This is a genomic window from Ramlibacter alkalitolerans (genome assembly GCF_016722765.1).
Lineage (GTDB): Bacteria > Pseudomonadota > Gammaproteobacteria > Burkholderiales > Burkholderiaceae_C > Ramlibacter > Ramlibacter alkalitolerans.
Window position 1 is genome coordinate 1 of sequence record NZ_JAEQND010000008.1, and the last position, 17767, is coordinate 17767.

Genomic DNA, 17767 nt, shown 5'->3' on the forward strand with positions numbered 1-17767 from the left:
ACGAGCGACCAGCGCGCATATCCGGCGCAGCACACCACTGGACGCCCCCGCCAGGGCAAGCACGCGCGACCAGGCACGCCGCCTCCCAGAAGGTTCGCGCCGAGATTTCACACAGCCTCGGCCGGGAGCAGTCCTCCCGAGTCAGCCGCCAATCAGGCGCCGGGCTCCTGGTCAGCCGAATTGCGTCTGGCAAGTAACGGCACCGCGATCTGTGAAGCCAGCGCCGCCACCGCCTTGCTTGCGAGGGTAAACGGCCGTTGGGTGCTGGTGGCCAATACGACATGCTGTCGGAAAATGCGCTCGGCCAAAGCCACGGCTCCCAAGGTGCCGTGGCGTAGTTCCTCACTGATGGCATGGCGAGGCAGCGTGGTGACGCAGTCATGCTGCTCCAGCATGCTCTTGAGAATGACGGACGAACTGCCCTCCAGGATGACGTTCAGGTGCAAACCATGACGCCGCGCCTGTTCGTCGAGCAAAGTTCGAGTGGCATTTGGCGGAACTGGCAGCACCAGAGGGAGTGGGGCGAGGACGGCCAACGTGATGCTCGCCGGCAGATGGGAGCGCGCCACGCCTGACCCTGATTCCGACAGCGCGCGCTGCAGTATCCGGCGCCGACCGACGACGCAGATCTGCGCATCGAGCAGCTTGCGGTAGCTGTTGGTGCCTTGGGCGCGGTATCGATTCAGTAGGGCCATGTCGATCCTGCCCTGGCTCAATGCGACTTCCATGTCCCCGCTGTACCCCTCTATGACCCGCAGCCGGATCTCGGGGTGGAGGCGCGCGACTTCGCCATAAAGCGCCGCGGCCATGAAGCCCGCCACGCCAGGCACCATGCCAATGGTGACTGTGCCGCTGGGGATGCCTGTGTGTTCCTTTCCAAGCTTGACGAGTTCGTCCGCCCCGGACAGGAGCGCCTCCACCCGCGGCAGCAGCTGCTGTGCCAGGGCCGTCGGCTTCACACCTCGCCCGGTACGATGAAAGAGCGCTCCGCCTAACGCATGCTCCAGTTCGACGATCTGTCGGCTGACCGCTGATTGAGCCAAGCCAATTTCCACTGCGGCACGAGTCAGGCTGCCGCTGCGAGCAGCGGCCAGCAGCGTCCGCAACGACTTCAGCGTGAGCTGCTCCAGGGAGTCGGATGAGGTGGTCATGGGGCGGGAGCCATCTCGATCGGAGATAACTGATTCTCGCACTTGCAGTTGGCCCAAGCCGGCCAGGTTCCTACAGTGGTACGTGACAGGAGCGCTCTCGGCCGAGACGCACTCGCGACGCAGATCACGAGACCCCTGGCTGGGTCGCAAAAGGAGACCAATTCATGCCCCCCGTACAAGCCCCACCGCGCCTCTTCGGTGATCACTTCCTGCGCCAGCTGCTGCCCGATGAACTTGGGATGCTTGAGAAGGTGCGAATGCTCGTACGCGATGTCATCGGCCCCAAAGCTGCGGAGGTGGGGCGCAGCGACACCTTCGCGTGGGGCAACTTCCACCTTCTCGCCCGCGAAGGCGTTGTCGCCACGGCATTTCCCCGCCAATACGGGGGAACCGATGCGAGGCAGGCACTACGCATCCGCATCATCGAGGAGCTCGGCCGCGTCTGCAGTGCATCGGCATCGATCGTGACGGGTACGGACCTGTCGAGTCGTGCGATCGTTTCCGGCGGATCCGAGGAGATGAAGCAGCGGCTCGTTCCGCAGCTTTGCACCGGCGAGGTTCAAGTTGCGTTTGCACTGACCGAGCCTGAAGCAGGCTCGGACGTCCGAGGCTTGCGAACGACCGTGCGTCGGGACGGCGACAGCTATGTCGTGAGTGGCCGGAAGAAATTCATCACCCGGGGCACCACGGCGGATTCCTTCATCGTGGTGGCGCGAGGGGCCGACGATCCCGCCGTGTTCATCGCCGTTCTGGTACCGAGGGATGCTCCGGGCTTCTCGATCAGCTCCGAGGTGGGGAAGCTCGGCTGGTTCGGGGTTCCGATCTCCTCGCTGGAGTTCAATGACGTCGCCGTGCCAGTCAGCCAGCGGCTAGGCGCAGAGGGGGACGGCTTCAACCTCGCCCAGGACGCACTCCTTCGAGCCCGTATCGGCCATGCGGCAATGGCGCTGGGACGCGCCATCGGAGCCGTCGAAATTGCCGCGACCTACATGAGTGACCGCTCTCTCTTCGGGAAGGCACTGGGCGAGCACCAGGGTGCGCAGTGGATGCTCGCCGAGATGATCACTCAGATCGAGGGGGCCAGAGCCCTGGTTGCCGTCGCTGCCGAGAAGTACGACCGCGGTGATGCCGACGTGGCGATCTTCGCATCCATGGCGAAGCTCCAGGCAACCGATCTGTGCATGAAGGTAGTGGTCGACGCCCTGCAGCTGACGGGCGGACGCGGCTACCTGCAAGACTTCCCCCTTGAGCGATTCTTCCGCGACGCAAAGCTCAACCAGATCGGCGAAGGATCCAGCGAGGTGCACAAGACGGTCATCGGGCGGGATGCGGTCCGGCGTACGCGTCTGGCGGAGCGCAATCCTTGCCTTCGCCCCGGCTCCCTCGTCGACTACTGACCGCAGAACCGCTTGGGCAGCGGCACGCCAACTGCAACTCCAGAGTAACCGCAGCATGGATTGCCCAAGCCATCAACCAACACTCGAGGGGCTCCGGGTACCGGGCTCCTGACTCGAATTCCACGAGAGGCTCCCATGAAAGCAATGCGTCATCTCCTCGCAACCCTGATTGGCGTCCTGCCGCTGGTTACCGGCGTTCCGGCAGCCGCGCAGGGGGAATTTCCCAACAAACCTTTGCGCGTCATTGTTCCGTTCCCGGCCGGCGGGGTCGTGGACGCGCTCGCGCGCGTGGTAGGCGACAAGTTGTCCGCGCGCTACGGACAGCCCGTCATCGTCGAGAGCAAGGCCGGCGCGGGCGGGGCAATCGGGACCGAATTCGTGGCCAAAGCTCCTGCGGATGGGTATACGTTGCTGATGGTCTCGCCCAGCCACGCGGTTGCACCCGCAGTCCAGAAGGGGCTGAACTGGGATCCCGTGCGCGACTTCCGGGGCATCGCTGGCTTCGGAATCATTCCGAATGTCATCGTGGTCCACCCCAGCGTTCCGGCCCACTCGATGGTGGAGTTCATCGAGCTTGCGAGGAAAGCGCGAGACCCGCTCACTTACGCGACCTCCGGAGTTGGCACCTCCTCGCACCTCGCTGGAGAGCTTCTGGCCCAGTCCGCGAACATCAAACTGACGGCTGTGCCCTACAAAGGACAACCCGACGCGGTCAGCGACCTCCTGTCCGGGCGCGTGAACATGATGCCGATGTCCGTGAGTCTGGCGCTGCCGCATATCAAGGCAGGCAAGCTGCGCGCACTGGCGGTGACGACGAGCGAGCGGTCGTCTGCGATGCCAGAAGTGCCAACCGTGGCCGATGCTGCGAAGCTGCAGGGTTTCGGAGTCGGAACCTGGCTCGCGTTGCTTGCCCCTGCGAAGGTGCCAGACGCGGTTGCAGCAAAGCTGTCGGTGGACGTTGCGGCGATCCTGGCAATGCCGGACGTCCAGTCCAGGATCCAGACGATGGGCTTCGATCTCCATCCCCAGAGTGGTGTGCAATTCGATGCATTCCTCAAGACGGAAGTGACGAAGTGGGCGCGTGTCGTCAAACAGGCCGGTATCCAGCCGAACTGAGCGGGGTCACTTCCAATGCATGCGATGAATGAAGGTGCCCTCGCCGGGGTCCGCATCCTGGACATGGCCACGGTGCTGGCCGCGCCTGCAGGTGCTACACACTGCGCCGATCACGGGGCCGACGTGGTGAAGCTGGAACTGCCTGACGGTTCCGACGCCTTGCGAGGCCTCGCCCCGGTCAAGGACGGTGTACCGCTCTGGTGGAAGATCGCCAACCGCGGCAAGCGCGGCATCACGCTGGACGTGCGCAAGTCGCGCGGCCGCGACATCTTCCTTTCAATGCTGCCGCGCTTCGACGTTCTGGTGGAGAACTTCCGCACCGGAACCATGGACCGTTGGGGCTTGGATCTGGCTACGCTCCATCGGGCGAATCCGAAGCTGATCGTGATTCGCCTCACGGGATTCGGCCAGACAGGTCCGTACGCGACCCGTCCCGGGTTCGCGCGAGTGTTCGAGGCCATGAGCGGGTTCACGAACCTGACGGGAGAGGCGGGGGGCGCACCTCTGCATGCCAACTTCCCGGTGGGCGACGCGGTAGCGGGCCTGTATTGTGCCTTTGCCATCGCCATGGAAGTCGCGCGTCAGCGCGGTGACGCTACCGCGAAGGGTGTGGAAGTCGATCTGTCGGCAACGGAAGCGCTGTTCCGGCTGTTGGACCCGTTGCCGGTGGAGCACGAGCAACTCGGCCAGGTCCGTCATGCCGAAGGGAACTGTGCCAGCTACACGGCTCCTTCGAACATGTACCGCACCCGGGACGGTATGCACTTGTCGGTGGTTGCTTCCTCCCACGCCATCTTCTCGCGGCTGTGCGAAGCGATGGGTCAGCCGGATTGGCCGAAGGACCCCCGGTTCGCCACCAACCCCGCCCGCGTCCGAAATCTCGCTGAACTCGATTCAGCCATCTCGGAGTGGTTCGCTGCGCGCGACTACACCGAGATCGTGGCGTTGCTGGAACCTGCGGGAATTCCATTCTCGAAGGTCTACACGATCGCGGACATCGAGCAGGACCCGCACTATCGTTCCCGGGAAGCCATCATCCGGCTGCCCGATCCCGACTACGGCACGCTGCCCGCCCCCTGCGTGGTCCCACGCGTCACCGGCCGCCGTCAAGCCGTGCCACGTACCGGGCCTTCCGTGGGCGAACACAACGCGGAGATCTACGGCGAATTCGGCATCAGCGCCAATGAGTTGGACGCCCTGCGTTCCGAAGGTGTCGTGTGAGGTCGGCACGGGTCGCGTTCGCTTTCGACGAAACAACCGTGGAGTGTCGCGGCTGCTGAACGTGGGACTGAGGCGGTGGGAGCGATTCCCAACGGACGGAAGGCTAGTCCGCACGAACCTGGCAATCGTGCGGAATGCGCCTCGGTGTTGCTCCCGTGTCTCACCCGTTTGGCTTAGAGCTCCCGTTTGCAGGTCTGGGAGCTTGCGGCGTGCGCCACCGGGCGCAATGATGAAGGCGATTGAAGGTGGCGGCCGCGCCCGCCGCCAGCACGGGAAGGAACAAGTCAGTGACAACGAGCAGCTCCCGCTTGGGCGCGGATTTGGCCGCAGCCAAGGCGGCATGGATGGCCAGCGAGTGGCGCGCCGCATACGCCGGCGCAAAAGGCGCTCTTACAGAAGCCTTGGCGGTGCGCCATCCTCAATTTCAGGCCGAGGCCAGTTCGCTGCTCGCGCAAGTGCTGACTCTCCAGTCCCAGTTCCGCCTCGCCGCGCAGCTCGCCAACCGAGCACGCGCCGCTTTCGCGGAACTGCAGGACCCCGCCGGTGCCGCGGACGCCATGCTCACATTGAGCTACGTCGAGAGCGCGCTCGGGCACGCCGAATCCGCCGCTGCCGCTGCAGCACAAGTCAGCGCGGGCAACTGCACGGTTCAGCGGCGCGAGGCGAGTGGACTGACGTACCGTGGGATTGCCGCTATCTGGCGAGGTGATTACGGTACCGCCCGCGGCGTTCTCGATAGCGCTTGCGAGCTCTCACCGCAAGAAGTCGGGTCGGGCGCGGCGGCCTTTCAGCCTTTGGTTAACGCGATATTCGCGGAGGTGCTCCGAAGCGCGGAACTTCGCATGAAGGGGAACCGCTCTGAACTTACGCAACTTGAAGCCCTGCTTGCCGAGGCATGGAAGCTGGCCAAGACAGGCTCGACGAAATGTCTCGTGAGCATTTCGGCGCTCCCAGGCATGTTTCTCCTGTGCTTCTCCACTTGCTTTTACGCGAGCAGATCCGGACAGAGCGCGCGTGCGGACAAGTACTACCTGAAGTGCCTGGAGCACGCGTCCAGGCTTCCTGAGACCAGCTGGATGCAGGCCTTGGTGTTGTGGGCCAGGCTGGAGCGCAGCATCGCCGCGCGGGAGGTTCACGAGGCTGTCGTTTCCGCCGGTCGCATGCTGGTCGTGGCCGGAGCGGGCGAGCATGAACCAATGAAGGCACTGGCCAGGCGCCTCGGCTCCGAGGCGCAGAACTATCTCGGAAGCGCTGCCTCGCCCTACGCGACTTACATGTAGGGCGTCTCAGCCCGACGGCGCCGCGAAGAGGCTAGCAGTCCACGTAGAAGCGCCAATCCAGGAGATCAGCAGGAGCTCATCTCCGCTGCTCCGCCGGAGCAGGAAACCTTCGAAGTCGCTACTGAGGAGGATGCCGCTACGCGGACAGATGATGCCGGCAGCAGCAGTTACGACCATTCCGAACGGGACGCAGGAAGCTTCACGTGCTTGCCTGCATCGCGGCCGCAAAACGTTCTCCGAACTCCCGACGAAGCACCTTGCGCAGTTTCGCTGCCTCGTGCCTCCTCTTCTCCTCGGGTGAACGGCCGCAAGGACGGGACTTACCGACCGGGTCTACACCCGTTCCAGCACCACAGCGATCCCCTGTCCGACGCCGATGCACATCGTGCAGAGCGCATAGCGGCCGCCGGTGCGGTGCAACTGGTTCACTGCCGTCGTCGCCAGCCGTGCGCCCGACGCACCGAGCGGATGACCCAGCGCGATCGCACCGCCGTTGGGATTCACGCGGGCGTCATCGTCGGCGAGCCCGAGATCGCGCAGCACCGCGAGCCCTTGCGCCGCGAACGCTTCGTTCAACTCGATCACGTCCATGTCGGCCAGCGTCAGCCCCGCCAGCGCCAGCACCTTGCGCGTCGCGGGGGCCGGACCCATGCCCATGATGCGCGGCGCAACGCCGGCCGTCGCCATCGCCACGATGCGCGCGCGCGGCGTGAGACCGTACCTGGCGGCTGCGGCTTCGCCGGCGAGCAGGAGCGCGCAGGCGCCGTCGTTCACGCCCGACGCATTGCCGGCGGTCACCGTCCCGTCGGGCCGCACGACGCCCTTGAGCTTCGCCAGCGCTTCCAGCGATGTCTCGCGCGGATGCTCGTCCCGATCGACCCGCAGCGGCTCGCTCTTCTTCTGCGGGATGCTGACCGGAACGATCTCGGCATCGAACACCCCGCTGCGCTGTGCGGTCAGTGCCTTCTGCTGCGAGCGCAGCGCCATGCGGTCCTGCGCCTCGCGCTCGATGCGGAATTCCGTGGCGACGTTCTCGGCCGTCTCCGGCATGGAATCCACGCCGTAGCGTTCCTTCATCAGCCGGTTGACGAAGCGCCAGCCGATCGTCGTGTCCTGCACGCTGTTGGCACGCGAGAAGGCGCTCTCTGCCTTGGGCAGGACGAACGGAGCGCGCGTCATGCTTTCCACGCCGCCTGCGATCATCAGGTCGGCTTCGCCGGACTTGATCGCGCGCGCGGCGGTGCCGAGGGCGTCGAGGCCGGAGCCGCACAGGCGGTTGACGGTCGCTCCGGGCACCTCCGCCGGCAGCCCGGCCAGCAGCGCACTCATGCGCGCGACGTTGCGATTGTCCTCGCCGGCCTGGTTGGCGCAGCCGTAGATCACGTCGGTGACGGCCTGCCAGTCGACGCGGGGGTTGCGCTGCATCAGCGCGGAAAGCGGGATCGCACCGAGGTCGTCGGCCCGCACGGAGGCGAGCGCGCCGCCGTAGCGACCGAAGGGCGTGCGGATCGCGTCGCAGATGAAGGCTTGTCGGCTCATGCAGGTTCCTTGCTTGCCGGGGTGAGGAGAACGCGGCCCGGGTCCCCGGGGCGAAAGCCCGGTCCGCTCACTTGGGCGAGCCAGCGAAGATCGGTGGCCAGTGCGTCGGCGCCACGTTCGCGCGCCCAGAACACGGGGCCGCCGCGGTGGCGCGGAAATCCGTAGCCGTTGACCAGGGCGACGTCGACGTCGCTGGGGCGCGCAGCCACGCCTTCGGCCAGCAGGAGGGCCGCTTCGTTGACCATGGCGAGCAGCGCGCGGCGCTGGATCTCCTCGGCACCGAACCTCCGCCGCGCAATGCCCTTGCGCTGGCTCTCGGCCTCGATCAGCTCTTGCACCTGCGGGTCGGGTGCTCCGCGCGACTTGCCGCCGGCTCCTTCATGCGCGTAGTAGCCGGCCCCCGTCTTGCGACCGAGCCGGCCCGCTTCGCAGAGCAGGTCCGGAATGCGCACGTAGCGATCCTGCGGGTCGCGCGTGGCGGCCTGGCTCTGGCGCATGCGCCACGCGACGTCCAGCCCCGAAAGGTCCGCGACCGCAAATGGCCCCATGGCGAAGCCGAACGCCTCCAGCGCGGCATCCACTTGCTCGGGCAGCACGCCCTCCTCGAGCATGAACTCGCATTGCCGCCGGTACGCCGAGAAGACGCGGTTGCCGACGAAGCCGAAAGCGTTGCCGGTCACGATGGGCAGCTTGCGCAACCTCTTCGCCAAAGCGAGCGCCGTGGCGAGCACGTCGGGCGCCGTATGTTCGCCGCGGACGACCTCCACCAGTCGCATCACGTTGGCGGGGCTGAAGAAGTGCAGGCCGACGACGTCCGGCGGCCGACCGGTCGCGCCGGCGATCGCATCGACGTCCAGGTACGACGTGTTGGTGGCAAGCACGGCGCCTGCGCGCGCCGCCGCATCGACGCGCCGGAACACCTGCTGCTTCACCGCCAGGTCTTCGAAGACGGCTTCGATCACCAGGTCGGCCTCCCCCAGGAGCGCCCAGTCCAGGCTCGCTTTCAACCGCGCCCTCGCAAGCGTCGGCCGTCGCCTGCGCCACCTTTCCGGCCCCGACACGCCCGCGGTAGTGGTCCCGGATGCGCTGCACGCCGCGCTGGAGGGCCACTTCGTCCTGTTCCAGCACGCTCACGAAGAGTCCGGCATCGAGCGCTGCGATGGCGATCCCGCAACCCATGGTTCCGGCACCGATGATGGCGACGCGGTCCACCCGGCGCGCGTGCACACCCTCGAGCGCCGGATGCCGGGCGGCGTCGCGCTCGGCGAAGAATTGATGCCGAAGCGCACGCGCCTCGCGCGACAGGCGCATCTCCTGGAAGACCGCCCGCTCCCACCGCAGGGCCTCCTCGAAGGGCAGCGTCGCGGCTTCCTTCACGGCCTGGATCGCCGCCAGGACCGCCGGTCGGCTCTTGCCGGCCTTGCGTGCGTCCGCCGCCGCCTTCTCCACTTCGGCTTCGCCGCAGGGCGGCACGCTGCGCGAGCGCAGCAGCGCTTTCGCACCCCGCAGCGCGCGGGCGTAGTCCACGGCGCCGGCCTTCAGGTCGCCGTCGGTCACGGCGTCCACGAGGTGCAAGGCCAGCGCTTCTTCGGCGGGCACCCGTTCGCCCGTGCACACCATGCGGATGGCGCGCGGCAGCCCGACCACGCGCGGCAGGCGCTGCGTCCCGCCCGCACCCGGAATGAATCCCAGCGTGACTTCGGGAAGTCCGACGACGGTGCCGGCGCTGGCGATGCGGGCATCGCAACCCAGCGCGAGTTCGAAGCCGCCGCCCAGTGCGGCGCCGTGCAGCGCAGCGACGACCGGCTTGCCGCAGTCTTCCACCGCGGCGATGACGGCAGGCAGTTGCGGCTCCTCCAGCGGCTGGCCGAATTCCCGCAGGTCCGAACCCGCGATGAAGGTGCGCCCCGCGCCGATGATCACGCCGGCCTGCAGCGCAGGATCGGATGCCAGTGCATGGATGGCGTCCAGCAAGCCGCGGCGCACGGCGAGCGAGCCGGCATTGATGGGCGGGTTGTCGACGACGATGACCAGCACGTCACCCTCGCGTTCCGTTCGGATGCTATCGTTCATCAGGATTGCTCGTGATCGGTTGAGAGGAGCCAGGAGAGCACGAGCTCGTTCACGCGCTCCGCGGATTCGTATTGCACCCAATGGCCGGCGTTCGGCACGATGCACGCGCGGGCATGGCGCCTCCCCTCCATGAGCGGGGCTGCTGCCAGCGAAGGATGCGCCGTCACGTCATGCTCTCCCCACGCAAGCAGCAGCGGCCCCGTGTAGCCCTGCAGGCACCGCCCCAGGCCGCCCGCGCGCGAAAGCGGCTTGCTGTTGAACCGGGCCCGCTCGCACGCCTGCGAATGGATCGCGAGCGCCTGCACGTCGACGTTCGCCGGGTCATGGAACATGTGCATGGCGAGGTTGTGGCGCATCGCTTCTGTCCACGCCGCCCCGCCCTTGGGCAGCTCGCGCCAGGAGCGCAGCTCACCGCGCGGCCGGCGCGCGCCGCCGTGCCCCGCTGGCCCGAGCAGGACCATCTGGTGAATCGCTCCCCGCCGCAGCGCCAGGTGCGCCGCCACCAGGGCTCCGAAGGAGAAGCCGGCCAGCCGCAGCGGCATTCCGCGAGGAACCACGGCGTCCAGGGTCTCCAGCGTCGCGGTCACCAGCGCGTCCATCGACGGCTCCAAAGGCTTGTCCGAATCGCCGTAGCCGGGAAGGTCCGGGATCCACAGCGTGAAGTGCGCCGCCCACGCCCGGATGTTGCGCGCCCAGTGGGTCCACCGGCCATGGCCGCCGTGCAGCAGCACCATGGAGGGGCCCGAACCGAAGCGCCGCCAGGAGACCTGGCCGTCTGCAAAGGCAATGCGGCGCCGCTGCGCTTCGCGCTCGAGCCCCTCGAGCGCGGTCTGATCGAAGCTGGACATCGCGACCTTCAGGCAGGCAGGGTGGAAGGGAGTGGACGCCACTGCGTCCGGATCCCTGCGGCAGGCAGGGACGGCGCCTCCGTCGGCGGCGCGCACAAGGCGCGGACCCAGGCGATGCCATTCGGGCGCATGGGCGAACACATGCCGGCCCAGCGCGCGGCGTCGACCTGCATGCGCCGGATCTCCCGCTCGGAGCAGCGCAGCAAGAGGCGTTCGCACGCGATGCGCACATCACGTGGCATTTCGATGCGGCGCGCATCCAGCATCAGGTAGCGTCGGCAGGCCACACGCCAGTGCCCCCGCGAGAGGCTCTCCTGAACCAGAGCCAGCAGGGGTTCACCGGCGCTCACGCACGACCCCGAGCTCCAGCAGCTCGGCGGAGGACAGCGCATCGAGCCGGTGGATCTGCTGCAAGGTGTCCTTCGCGGCCTGTTCGCCGATCACCGGCGTCGACAGTTCCATGAACTTGTCGTGCAGCTCCGCGTCGGTGAGCGGCTCTTCCGGGTCGCCGCGACGATGCAGTTGAAGATGTTCCAGCCGTTCGCTCTTGCGCGTGGTGATGATGGCCCGCGCCGAGCGTTGGCGCGGAAAGCGCCCGGTCAGCTCGGGATCCTCCACCAGCTCGATGCGCTCCATCAGCGATGCGATCTCCGGCTTCGTCACCCATTCGGGCTGGAACGCCTGCGTGCGAACGCGCCCGTAGAGAACGGCGTTGGCCACCCCGTAGCGCAGGCAGAACTTCGCCTCGAAGGGCGTGGCGGCGGTCTTGCGGCCGGTGACGTCGAGCGACACGCGATAGCCCTCGATGCGGATGCGATCGATGTCGTTCGCCCTGAGCCCGTGCGCGCGGCACAGTGCCAGGGTGGCATCGATGGCGGCGAAGGTGTGCCCGCAGCCGCCGTGGTTCTTGAAGGTGATGTGCATCACGTTGTGATGCGAGCCGAGATCGGAGAAGGCCTTCTCCCAGTCGGGATCACCTGACATGGCGGCCCCGAAGCCGGCCTCTCCTTCGAGGATGTCGAGGGCACCGGTCACGCCTTGCCGCGCCATCATCGCCGCGGTGAGTCCGCCCTCCGCCGCACGCCCGGCGTGCAGCGGCTTGCTCATGGCGTCCGAGCGGAAGGCCTGCTGCAGGGCCGCGGCAAAGGTCGCCGAGGTCGCGATGGCATGCGCCGTCTGTTCCGCGTCGAGACGCAGGGCAACGCTGCACGCCGCGGCGGCACCCAGCGTCCCGACCGTGCCGGTGGGATGCCAGAAGCGGTAGTGCGCGGGCGCCATCGCCGCCCCGACGCGGGTGGAGACCTCGTAGCCGGCCAGCACGGCGCGCACCAGCAGTTCGCCGTCACCGCCGACCGCCTGCACCGCCGCCAGCGCAGAGGCGATCACGGGGCACCCGGGGTGGTAGATCGCGTCGCGAAAGATGTCGTCGAACTCCGCGATGTGCGATGCCGTGCCGTTGATGAAGGCCGCCAGCCGTGCCGGGGCGCGCTGGCCGTCGAAGTGGAGGACGGCGGGACCGCGACCGAGTTCGTCCGCGAAGGCCGCTCGCATCAGGGTGGCGGGGGGCTGTTGCGCGCCGGCGAGGAGCGCCGCTGTCCAGTCGAGGACAGCGCGGCGCACGTGGTGGCGGACTTCGTCCGCGATGGGCGCGGTGCGCTGGGCCGCCACGTAGGCAGCGATCTTGTGCATCAGCATGGCGCGCCCCTCATTTGACGGATTCCAGGATCAGCGCGTCGACCGCGAGGACCCCTTCGCCCTCGGCGAGCACCATCATCGGGTTCACCTCCGCTTCGCGGATGCGCAGGTCCGGCCGCACCGCGAGCTGGGAAAGGGCTGACACCGCCTTCGCGAGCGCTTGCAGGTCGCCCTTGCGCTTGCCGCGCAGGCCGGTGAGCGGCTTGAGCGATTGCACCTCGGCGATCATCTCGCGCGCGGTACCTACGTCCACCGGGGCGAGCCGGATGCTGCGGTCGCGCGCCACCTCGGCCCAGATCCCGCCGGCCGCCAGCATGATGATCGGGCCGGCCTGCGGGTCGATGCGCTAACCCACCAGCACCTCGCCGAGCGAGCGCTGCATGGGCTGCACCAGGACCTGGTCGCAGGGCGCGCCCGGCGCCCGCTCGTGCAGGTTGCCGCGCAAGGTCGCAAGCGCCTGCTCCAGCTCGCCGCGGCTGGCGATGTTCAGCACGACGCCGCCGACTTCCGTCTTGTGCGGAATGTGCTCGGAGCACACCTTGGCAACCACCGGGAATGGGAACGGCAGCTCCGGCGCGGGGCCGGCCAGGGGAACCAGCACCGCGGGGGCATGCGGCACACCGAGTTGTTCGAGGACGCCATAGGCCTGCGCCTCGCTGAGCGTGCGCGTCGCGCCGTCCGCCGGCGCGGCGGGCAAGGCAAGCTGCCTGGGCGCGCGGCGCGCGAACACGGAAGCGATCGCATCGGCGCAGGCTTCGGGCGAACGGAAGCAGGGCACGCCGGCTTCGGTCAACTGGCGCAGCGCCTCGGGGGCTTCGGGCACCAGCATCGCGGCCAGCGGCTTGTCGGCGCCCGCACTGTCGATGATCGGCTTGACCGCCAGCTGCGGATACAGGCGCGCCGACGATCCGACGACAGCGAGCACCAGGTCGAATTCCGGCGCTTCGAGCAGGATCTCCAGCGTCTTCTTCATCACCTCGTACCTGGTGCCCGCGAGCGTGAGGTCGACCACGCGTCCGGCCGTGCCGGGAATGCCGGCAGCGTTCAGCTTCGCCACCGTTTCCGGGGAAGCCGGCTGCACGGCGATGCCGCGGATGCCCAGTTGGTCCACCGCCATGGCGGCACCACCGCCGGTGGTGGTCACGACGCCGACGCGGCGGTGCCCCGGGCCGGTTTTGCCCAGCTCCACGCGGCGTGCCAGCGGGAAGGTCTCGAGCAGCGCATCGAGCACGCCCACGCGGGCGATGCCCATGTCCTTGAAGAAGGCGTCGGCGACGTCGTCCTCGCCGGCGAGCGCACCGGTGTGCGTGGCCGCCATTTCCGCTGCGGCTTCGGAGCGACCCAGCTTGTACGCGATCACCGGCTTGCCACGCCGGGCGGCTTCGGCCGCGAACGCGCGCAGTTCCTCGCCGTCGCCCAGGCTTTCCAGGAACAGCAGGTAACCCTCGATCGCCGGGTCGTCCAGCGTGGCGGCGCAGATCTCGCCCACGCTCAGGTCCACTTCGCCGCCGACCGACACCAGACCGGCGAAACCGATGCCGCGCGCCTTGCCGCGCGACACCAGCGCGCCGATCATGCTGCCGCTTTGCGAAGCGACGAACACCTTGCCCGAGGGCAGGTCGGGCTCGGCGAAGGCAGCATTGGCGGTGAGCACGAGCCGGGTGTGCGTGTTGACCACGCCGAGGCTGCTGGGCCCCAGGATGCGGATGCCCGTCGTACGGGCCAGTTCGCGCAACACCTCTTCGCGCTGCGCACCTTCCGCACCCGACTCGGAGAAGCCGCTGGCCAGCACGGTCGCAACCTTGACACCGAGGGCGGCGCCCTCCCGCAGCGTGTCCAGCACGCTTCCGGTCGGCGTCAGCACGAAGACGTGTTCCGGCACTTCCGGCAAGGCAGAGAGGCCGGGCCAGGCCTGCTCGCCCTGCACGATGGCGCGGTTCGGGTTGATCGGGTAGACCTTGCCCTGGAAGCCTGCTTCGCGCAGGAACTTGAGAGGCCGCCCGGCCGTCTTGCCCGCGTCGTCGGAGGCACCGACCAGGGCGATGCTGCGAGGGGCCAGCAGGGCGTGCGCCAGCGCGGCAGATGCGTGAGAGGAGTCCATCATTCAGTCCAGTTTGATGTGCATCGTCTTGAGCAGCTTGTCCCAGTGGCTGACTTCGTCGCGGATGTAGGTCTTGAATTCGGCGGGCTTGTTGCCCACGACGACGGCGCCCTGCGCCTCGAGCTTCTCCCGGACGTCGGGAGCCGCCATGGCCTTGGCCACCCCGGCGTGCAGCCTGGCGATGATGGCTGGCGGCGTGCCCTTCGGCGCGAGCAAGCCGTTCCAGGAGTCGACCACGAAGCCGGGCACGCCGGCTTCGGCCAGGGTGGGAACCTGCGGAAGTTGCGCCAGGCGCTTCTCGGCAGCCACCGCGAGCGGACGCACCTTGTTTTCCTTCAGCAAGGGCAGCGCCGACACCGACGTCATGAACGCCATCGTCACCTGGCCCGCGAGCAGGTCCTGCATCGCCCCGGCCGCGCCCTTGTAGGGAACGTGGATGATGTCGATGCCCGTGCGGCTCTTGAGCATCTCTCCGGCGAGATGCTGCGTGCCGCCGTTGCCGGTGGACCCGAAGGAGAGCGTTCCCGGCTGCTTCTTCGCCAGCGCGACCAGTTCGGGCAGCGTCCTGGCCGGCACGTTGTCGGCCACCGCCAGCACGGCAGGCGCGGACATCAGCAGCGAGACCGGCTCGAAGCTGTCCTGCACGTTCCACTTGAGGTTCTTGTACATGAACCCTGCCATCGTGATCGGCGCCGCCGCGACCAGCAGGGTGTAGCCGTCCGGCGCTGCGTTGGCGACGAACTCGGAGGCGATGTTCGAGCCTGCGCCCGGCTTGTTCTCCACGATGACGGGCTGGCCCAGCGCCTGCCCCAGCTTGGTGGCCAGCAGGCGCGCCGTGAGGTCCGTCGGACCGCCGGCCTGGTAGCCGACGATCAGTCGCACCGGCTTCGACGGATAGCTGGTGACGGGCTCCTGCGCGGATGCGGGCATCCCGGCACCAAGGCACGCTGCGATCGTGAACGCGGCAAAGATCTTCTGCATCACTGGTCTCCTGGTCTTCGGATGGGGGCTCAGGCCGCTTTGGGAGGCCGTTGCGGGAACTGGCGGTCGAAGACGCCTTCGGCGATGCGGTTCTTGAGCATCTCGATGGAGCCGCCGGCGATCATCCAGCCGCGCGTACGGCGCACGCAGTATTCGACGATGGACTCCTGGCTGTAGCCCATGCCTCCCATGACCTGGAGGGCTTCGTTCGCGACGTCCCAGCCGGCCTGGTTGCAGGCCAGCTTGGCGAGTGCCGTGCTCTGGGCCGACGGGAGGCCATGCTCGCCCTCCATCGCAGCCTTGTAGAGAAGCAGCTGGGCGGACTCCAGCTTCAGCTTCATTTCGGCGAACTTCCACTGGATGCCCTGGAACTCGCACAGTGCGCGGCCGAACTGCTTGCGGTCCTGCGCGTGCGCGCGGGCGGTGTTGAAGCAGAGCCGGCCCAGCGCCAGCGAGCGCGCCGAGTTGCCGAGCCGCTCAACGTTGAAGCCGGAAATCTGCTTCTTGAAGCCGCCCTCGCCCAGCAGGATGTTCTTCTTCGGAATGCGGCATTCCTCGAAGTACAGCTGGCTCCAGGTCTCGCCGCTCATGAAGGCCGACGGGGAGCCGACCTGGAAACCGCGCGCTCCGCGTTCGACGAGGACCGAACCGATGCCGCTCACGCCAGGCGCGAAGCGCACGTAGATCAGGAACAGCCCCGCCTCCGGGCTGTGGGTGGAGAACACCTTGCTGCCGTTGATCACGACTTCGTCGCCCTCGATGCGGGCGGAGGTTTTCAGCTCCGTCACCGCCGAGCCCGCGTCCGGTTCGCTCATGCCCAGGGCGATCAGTTTCTTGCCGGCCAGCAGGTCCGGCAGGAAGCGTTGCTTCTGTTCCGGGGTGGCGTACTCGACGAAGGTCCGCACCGGGCCGAAATTGCCCGCCTGCACGATGTCGGCGCTCTTGGGGCAGGCCAGCGCGACCTCCTGGATCGCCAGCACGGCGTGCATGAGCGAGCCACCCTGCCCGCCGTCCTCCTCCGGGAATGCAATGCCCAGCAGCCCCTGCTCGGCGATGAGACGCGCGGTGTCCCAGGGGAAGTGCGGCGAATGGGCACGCTCCAGTGCGCCGGGGGCGAGCTTGTCCTGCGCGAACCGGCGGACGGATTCGGCGAACGCCTCGTGTTCTTCACTCAGTTGAAAGTCCATGGGAACGGGTCTCCAGATCGATGCCCGGATCATGGGCCGCGTCGCCGCTGACGAAAACTGCCAATTCGGTGCCCAGGAATGACCTAAAGTCATGCCTCATGGCACGCCGCATCCCTCCGCTCAATCCGCTGCGCGTGTTCGAGGTCGTCGCCCGGACCGAAAACCTGACGGCCGCCTCGCGCGAACTGCACGTGAGCCAGTCGGCGGTGAGCCGGCAGATCGCGGTGCTGGAGAAGTACGTGGGCGTCGAGCTGTTCCGGCGCGAGCGGCATGGCGTCGTGCTGACGCGCGCGGGCAAGGACTACGCAGAGGAGATCGTGCCGGCCTTCGAGGCCATCGCGGCGGCCACCGGGAAGCTGACCAAGGCGAGTGCGCAGGGCAGCCTGCGCGTGCGGACCTACACCACGTTCGCGGCCAAATGGCTCATCCCGCACCTGCCGGATTTCAAGCGCAGGCATCCGGACATCGACGTGCGGATCTTCAATGCCGTGCCGGATGTCGACTTCGACCGGGACGCGGTGGACCTCGCGATCCAGTTCGGTGACGGGCACTGGCCGCGCAGCAAGACCGACCTGCTGTTCCACGACGAGATCGAACCCGTGTGCTCGCCGGCGTACCTGAAGCGGGAGGCCGGGCGCAAGGGACCGGAGGAACTGCTGCGCAAGCGCCTGCTCGTCTCGCAGTACCGGCGCTCGGACTGGGACGACTGGCTGGCCGCGCATCGACTGCAGGCGCAAGCCGCCCAGGCCGAGCGGATGTCGTTCAGCAGTTCGATCCTGACCTGGCAGGCGGCGCTCGATGGCCTCGGGGTGGCCATCGGGCAGCCCGCGCTCCTGCGGGCGGAGCTCGATGCCGGCCAGCTCGTTCGCCCCTTCGGCAAACCCTTGAAGCGCGAGAAAGCGCACTACCTCGTGCGCCCCGAGGTGCAGCGGGAGTCTCGAAAGGTCATGGCTTTCCGGGACTGGTTGCTGGAAAGCGTCGGGCAGGATCGCAATCACATCTGAATGCGGCCCGAGGTGTGGTGGAGGACGTCGCGGACGGGACGTTCTCCGAGCTTCGCACCCTGGGCAATGAACGCTTCCGGACTCGAAGCGGACGTCCGCGGGCAAGCCCCGTTGACAAGGCGCAGCTCGGCGGTCTACCCTTGGTCATACCACGGTAAGGCAGCGCCGAAGCCG

At 67.7% G+C, this 17767-nt stretch carries 13 protein-coding genes and 2 pseudogenes; 5 read left to right on the forward strand and 10 right to left on the reverse strand.

Annotation, left to right across the window (positions count from 1 at the left end; genetic code table 11):
- Positions 1-152: 152 nt before the first annotated feature.
- A complete protein-coding gene (locus JI746_RS14675; RefSeq protein WP_201690470.1) occupies positions 153-1151 on the reverse strand; it encodes a LysR family transcriptional regulator in 999 nt (332 codons plus the stop codon).
- A gap of 164 nt (positions 1152-1315) precedes the next feature.
- On the opposite strand from JI746_RS14675, the gene JI746_RS14680 reads away from it, so the two are divergent.
- The 4 genes from JI746_RS14680 (at position 1316) to JI746_RS14695 (ending at position 6165) form a co-directional block, all read left to right on the forward strand.
- Complete coding sequence (locus tag JI746_RS14680) at positions 1316-2548, forward strand: acyl-CoA dehydrogenase family protein (RefSeq protein WP_201690471.1); 1233 nt, start codon at positions 1316-1318, stop codon at positions 2546-2548.
- A 135-nt stretch (positions 2549-2683) separates the two neighbouring features.
- Positions 2684-3664 (forward strand): Bug family tripartite tricarboxylate transporter substrate binding protein, encoded by a 981-nt coding sequence (locus JI746_RS14685; protein ID WP_201690472.1) that lies wholly within the window; start codon positions 2684-2686, stop codon positions 3662-3664.
- Positions 3665-3688: 24 nt separating this feature from the next.
- Entirely contained in the window at positions 3689-4885 is a 1197-nt protein-coding gene (locus JI746_RS14690; protein WP_201690474.1) for a CaiB/BaiF CoA transferase family protein, read from the forward strand.
- Between the two features lie 344 nt (positions 4886-5229).
- Positions 5230-6165: a hypothetical protein gene (locus JI746_RS14695; protein ID WP_201690475.1), complete on the forward strand. Its 936-nt coding sequence runs from the start codon at positions 5230-5232 to the stop codon at positions 6163-6165.
- Positions 6166-6498: 333 nt separating this feature from the next.
- On the opposite strand, the gene pcaF is transcribed toward JI746_RS14695, so the two are convergent.
- The 9 genes and pseudogenes from pcaF to JI746_RS14735 all read right to left on the reverse strand — a co-directional run bounded on the left by pcaF (position 6499) and on the right by JI746_RS14735 (position 16589).
- Positions 6499-7704, reverse strand: coding sequence for a 3-oxoadipyl-CoA thiolase (pcaF, locus tag JI746_RS14700; RefSeq protein WP_201690477.1), 1206 nt, complete (start codon positions 7702-7704; stop codon positions 6499-6501).
- The gene (locus JI746_RS27675) at positions 7701-8711 is read right to left on the reverse strand and encodes a 3-hydroxyacyl-CoA dehydrogenase (RefSeq protein ID WP_236599862.1); all 1011 of its coding nucleotides are present in this window, start codon (positions 8709-8711) and stop codon (positions 7701-7703) included. The genes pcaF and JI746_RS27675 overlap by 4 nt, the downstream gene beginning before the upstream one ends.
- 58 nt (positions 8712-8769) lie before the next feature.
- A pseudogene (locus JI746_RS27680) lies at positions 8770-9777 on the reverse strand (enoyl-CoA hydratase-related protein); the annotation flags it as partial.
- Positions 9777-10625 carry an alpha/beta fold hydrolase gene (locus JI746_RS14710; RefSeq protein WP_201690478.1) on the reverse strand — a complete coding sequence of 283 codons (849 nt, stop codon included), beginning with the start codon at positions 10623-10625 and terminating at the stop codon, positions 9777-9779. The gene JI746_RS14710 and the pseudogene JI746_RS27680, both read right to left, overlap by 1 nt.
- Positions 10626-10633: 8 nt before the next feature.
- Complete coding sequence (locus tag JI746_RS14715; RefSeq protein WP_201690480.1) at positions 10634-10975, reverse strand: hypothetical protein; 342 nt, start codon at positions 10973-10975, stop codon at positions 10634-10636.
- Positions 10962-12320, reverse strand: a complete 1359-nt coding sequence (locus JI746_RS14720) for an MmgE/PrpD family protein (RefSeq protein ID WP_201690482.1) — start codon at positions 12318-12320, stop codon at positions 10962-10964. The genes JI746_RS14715 and JI746_RS14720 overlap by 14 nt, the downstream gene beginning before the upstream one ends.
- Before the next feature lie 10 nt (positions 12321-12330).
- Positions 12331-14421: pseudogene (locus JI746_RS14725) on the reverse strand (acetate--CoA ligase family protein).
- A gap of 3 nt (positions 14422-14424) precedes the next feature.
- Positions 14425-15402 carry a tripartite tricarboxylate transporter substrate binding protein gene (locus tag JI746_RS14730; protein WP_201690484.1) on the reverse strand — a complete coding sequence of 326 codons (978 nt, stop codon included), beginning with the start codon at positions 15400-15402 and terminating at the stop codon, positions 14425-14427.
- A 29-nt stretch (positions 15403-15431) separates the two neighbouring features.
- Complete coding sequence (locus JI746_RS14735) at positions 15432-16589, reverse strand: acyl-CoA dehydrogenase family protein (RefSeq protein ID WP_201690485.1); 1158 nt, start codon at positions 16587-16589, stop codon at positions 15432-15434.
- Between the two features lie 98 nt (positions 16590-16687).
- Here JI746_RS14735 and gcvA point away from each other — a divergent pair, with 98 nt between their 5' ends.
- Positions 16688-17593: a transcriptional regulator GcvA gene (gcvA, locus tag JI746_RS14740; protein ID WP_201690486.1), complete on the forward strand. Its 906-nt coding sequence runs from the start codon at positions 16688-16690 to the stop codon at positions 17591-17593.
- The last annotated feature ends 174 nt before the right edge of the window (positions 17594-17767 follow it).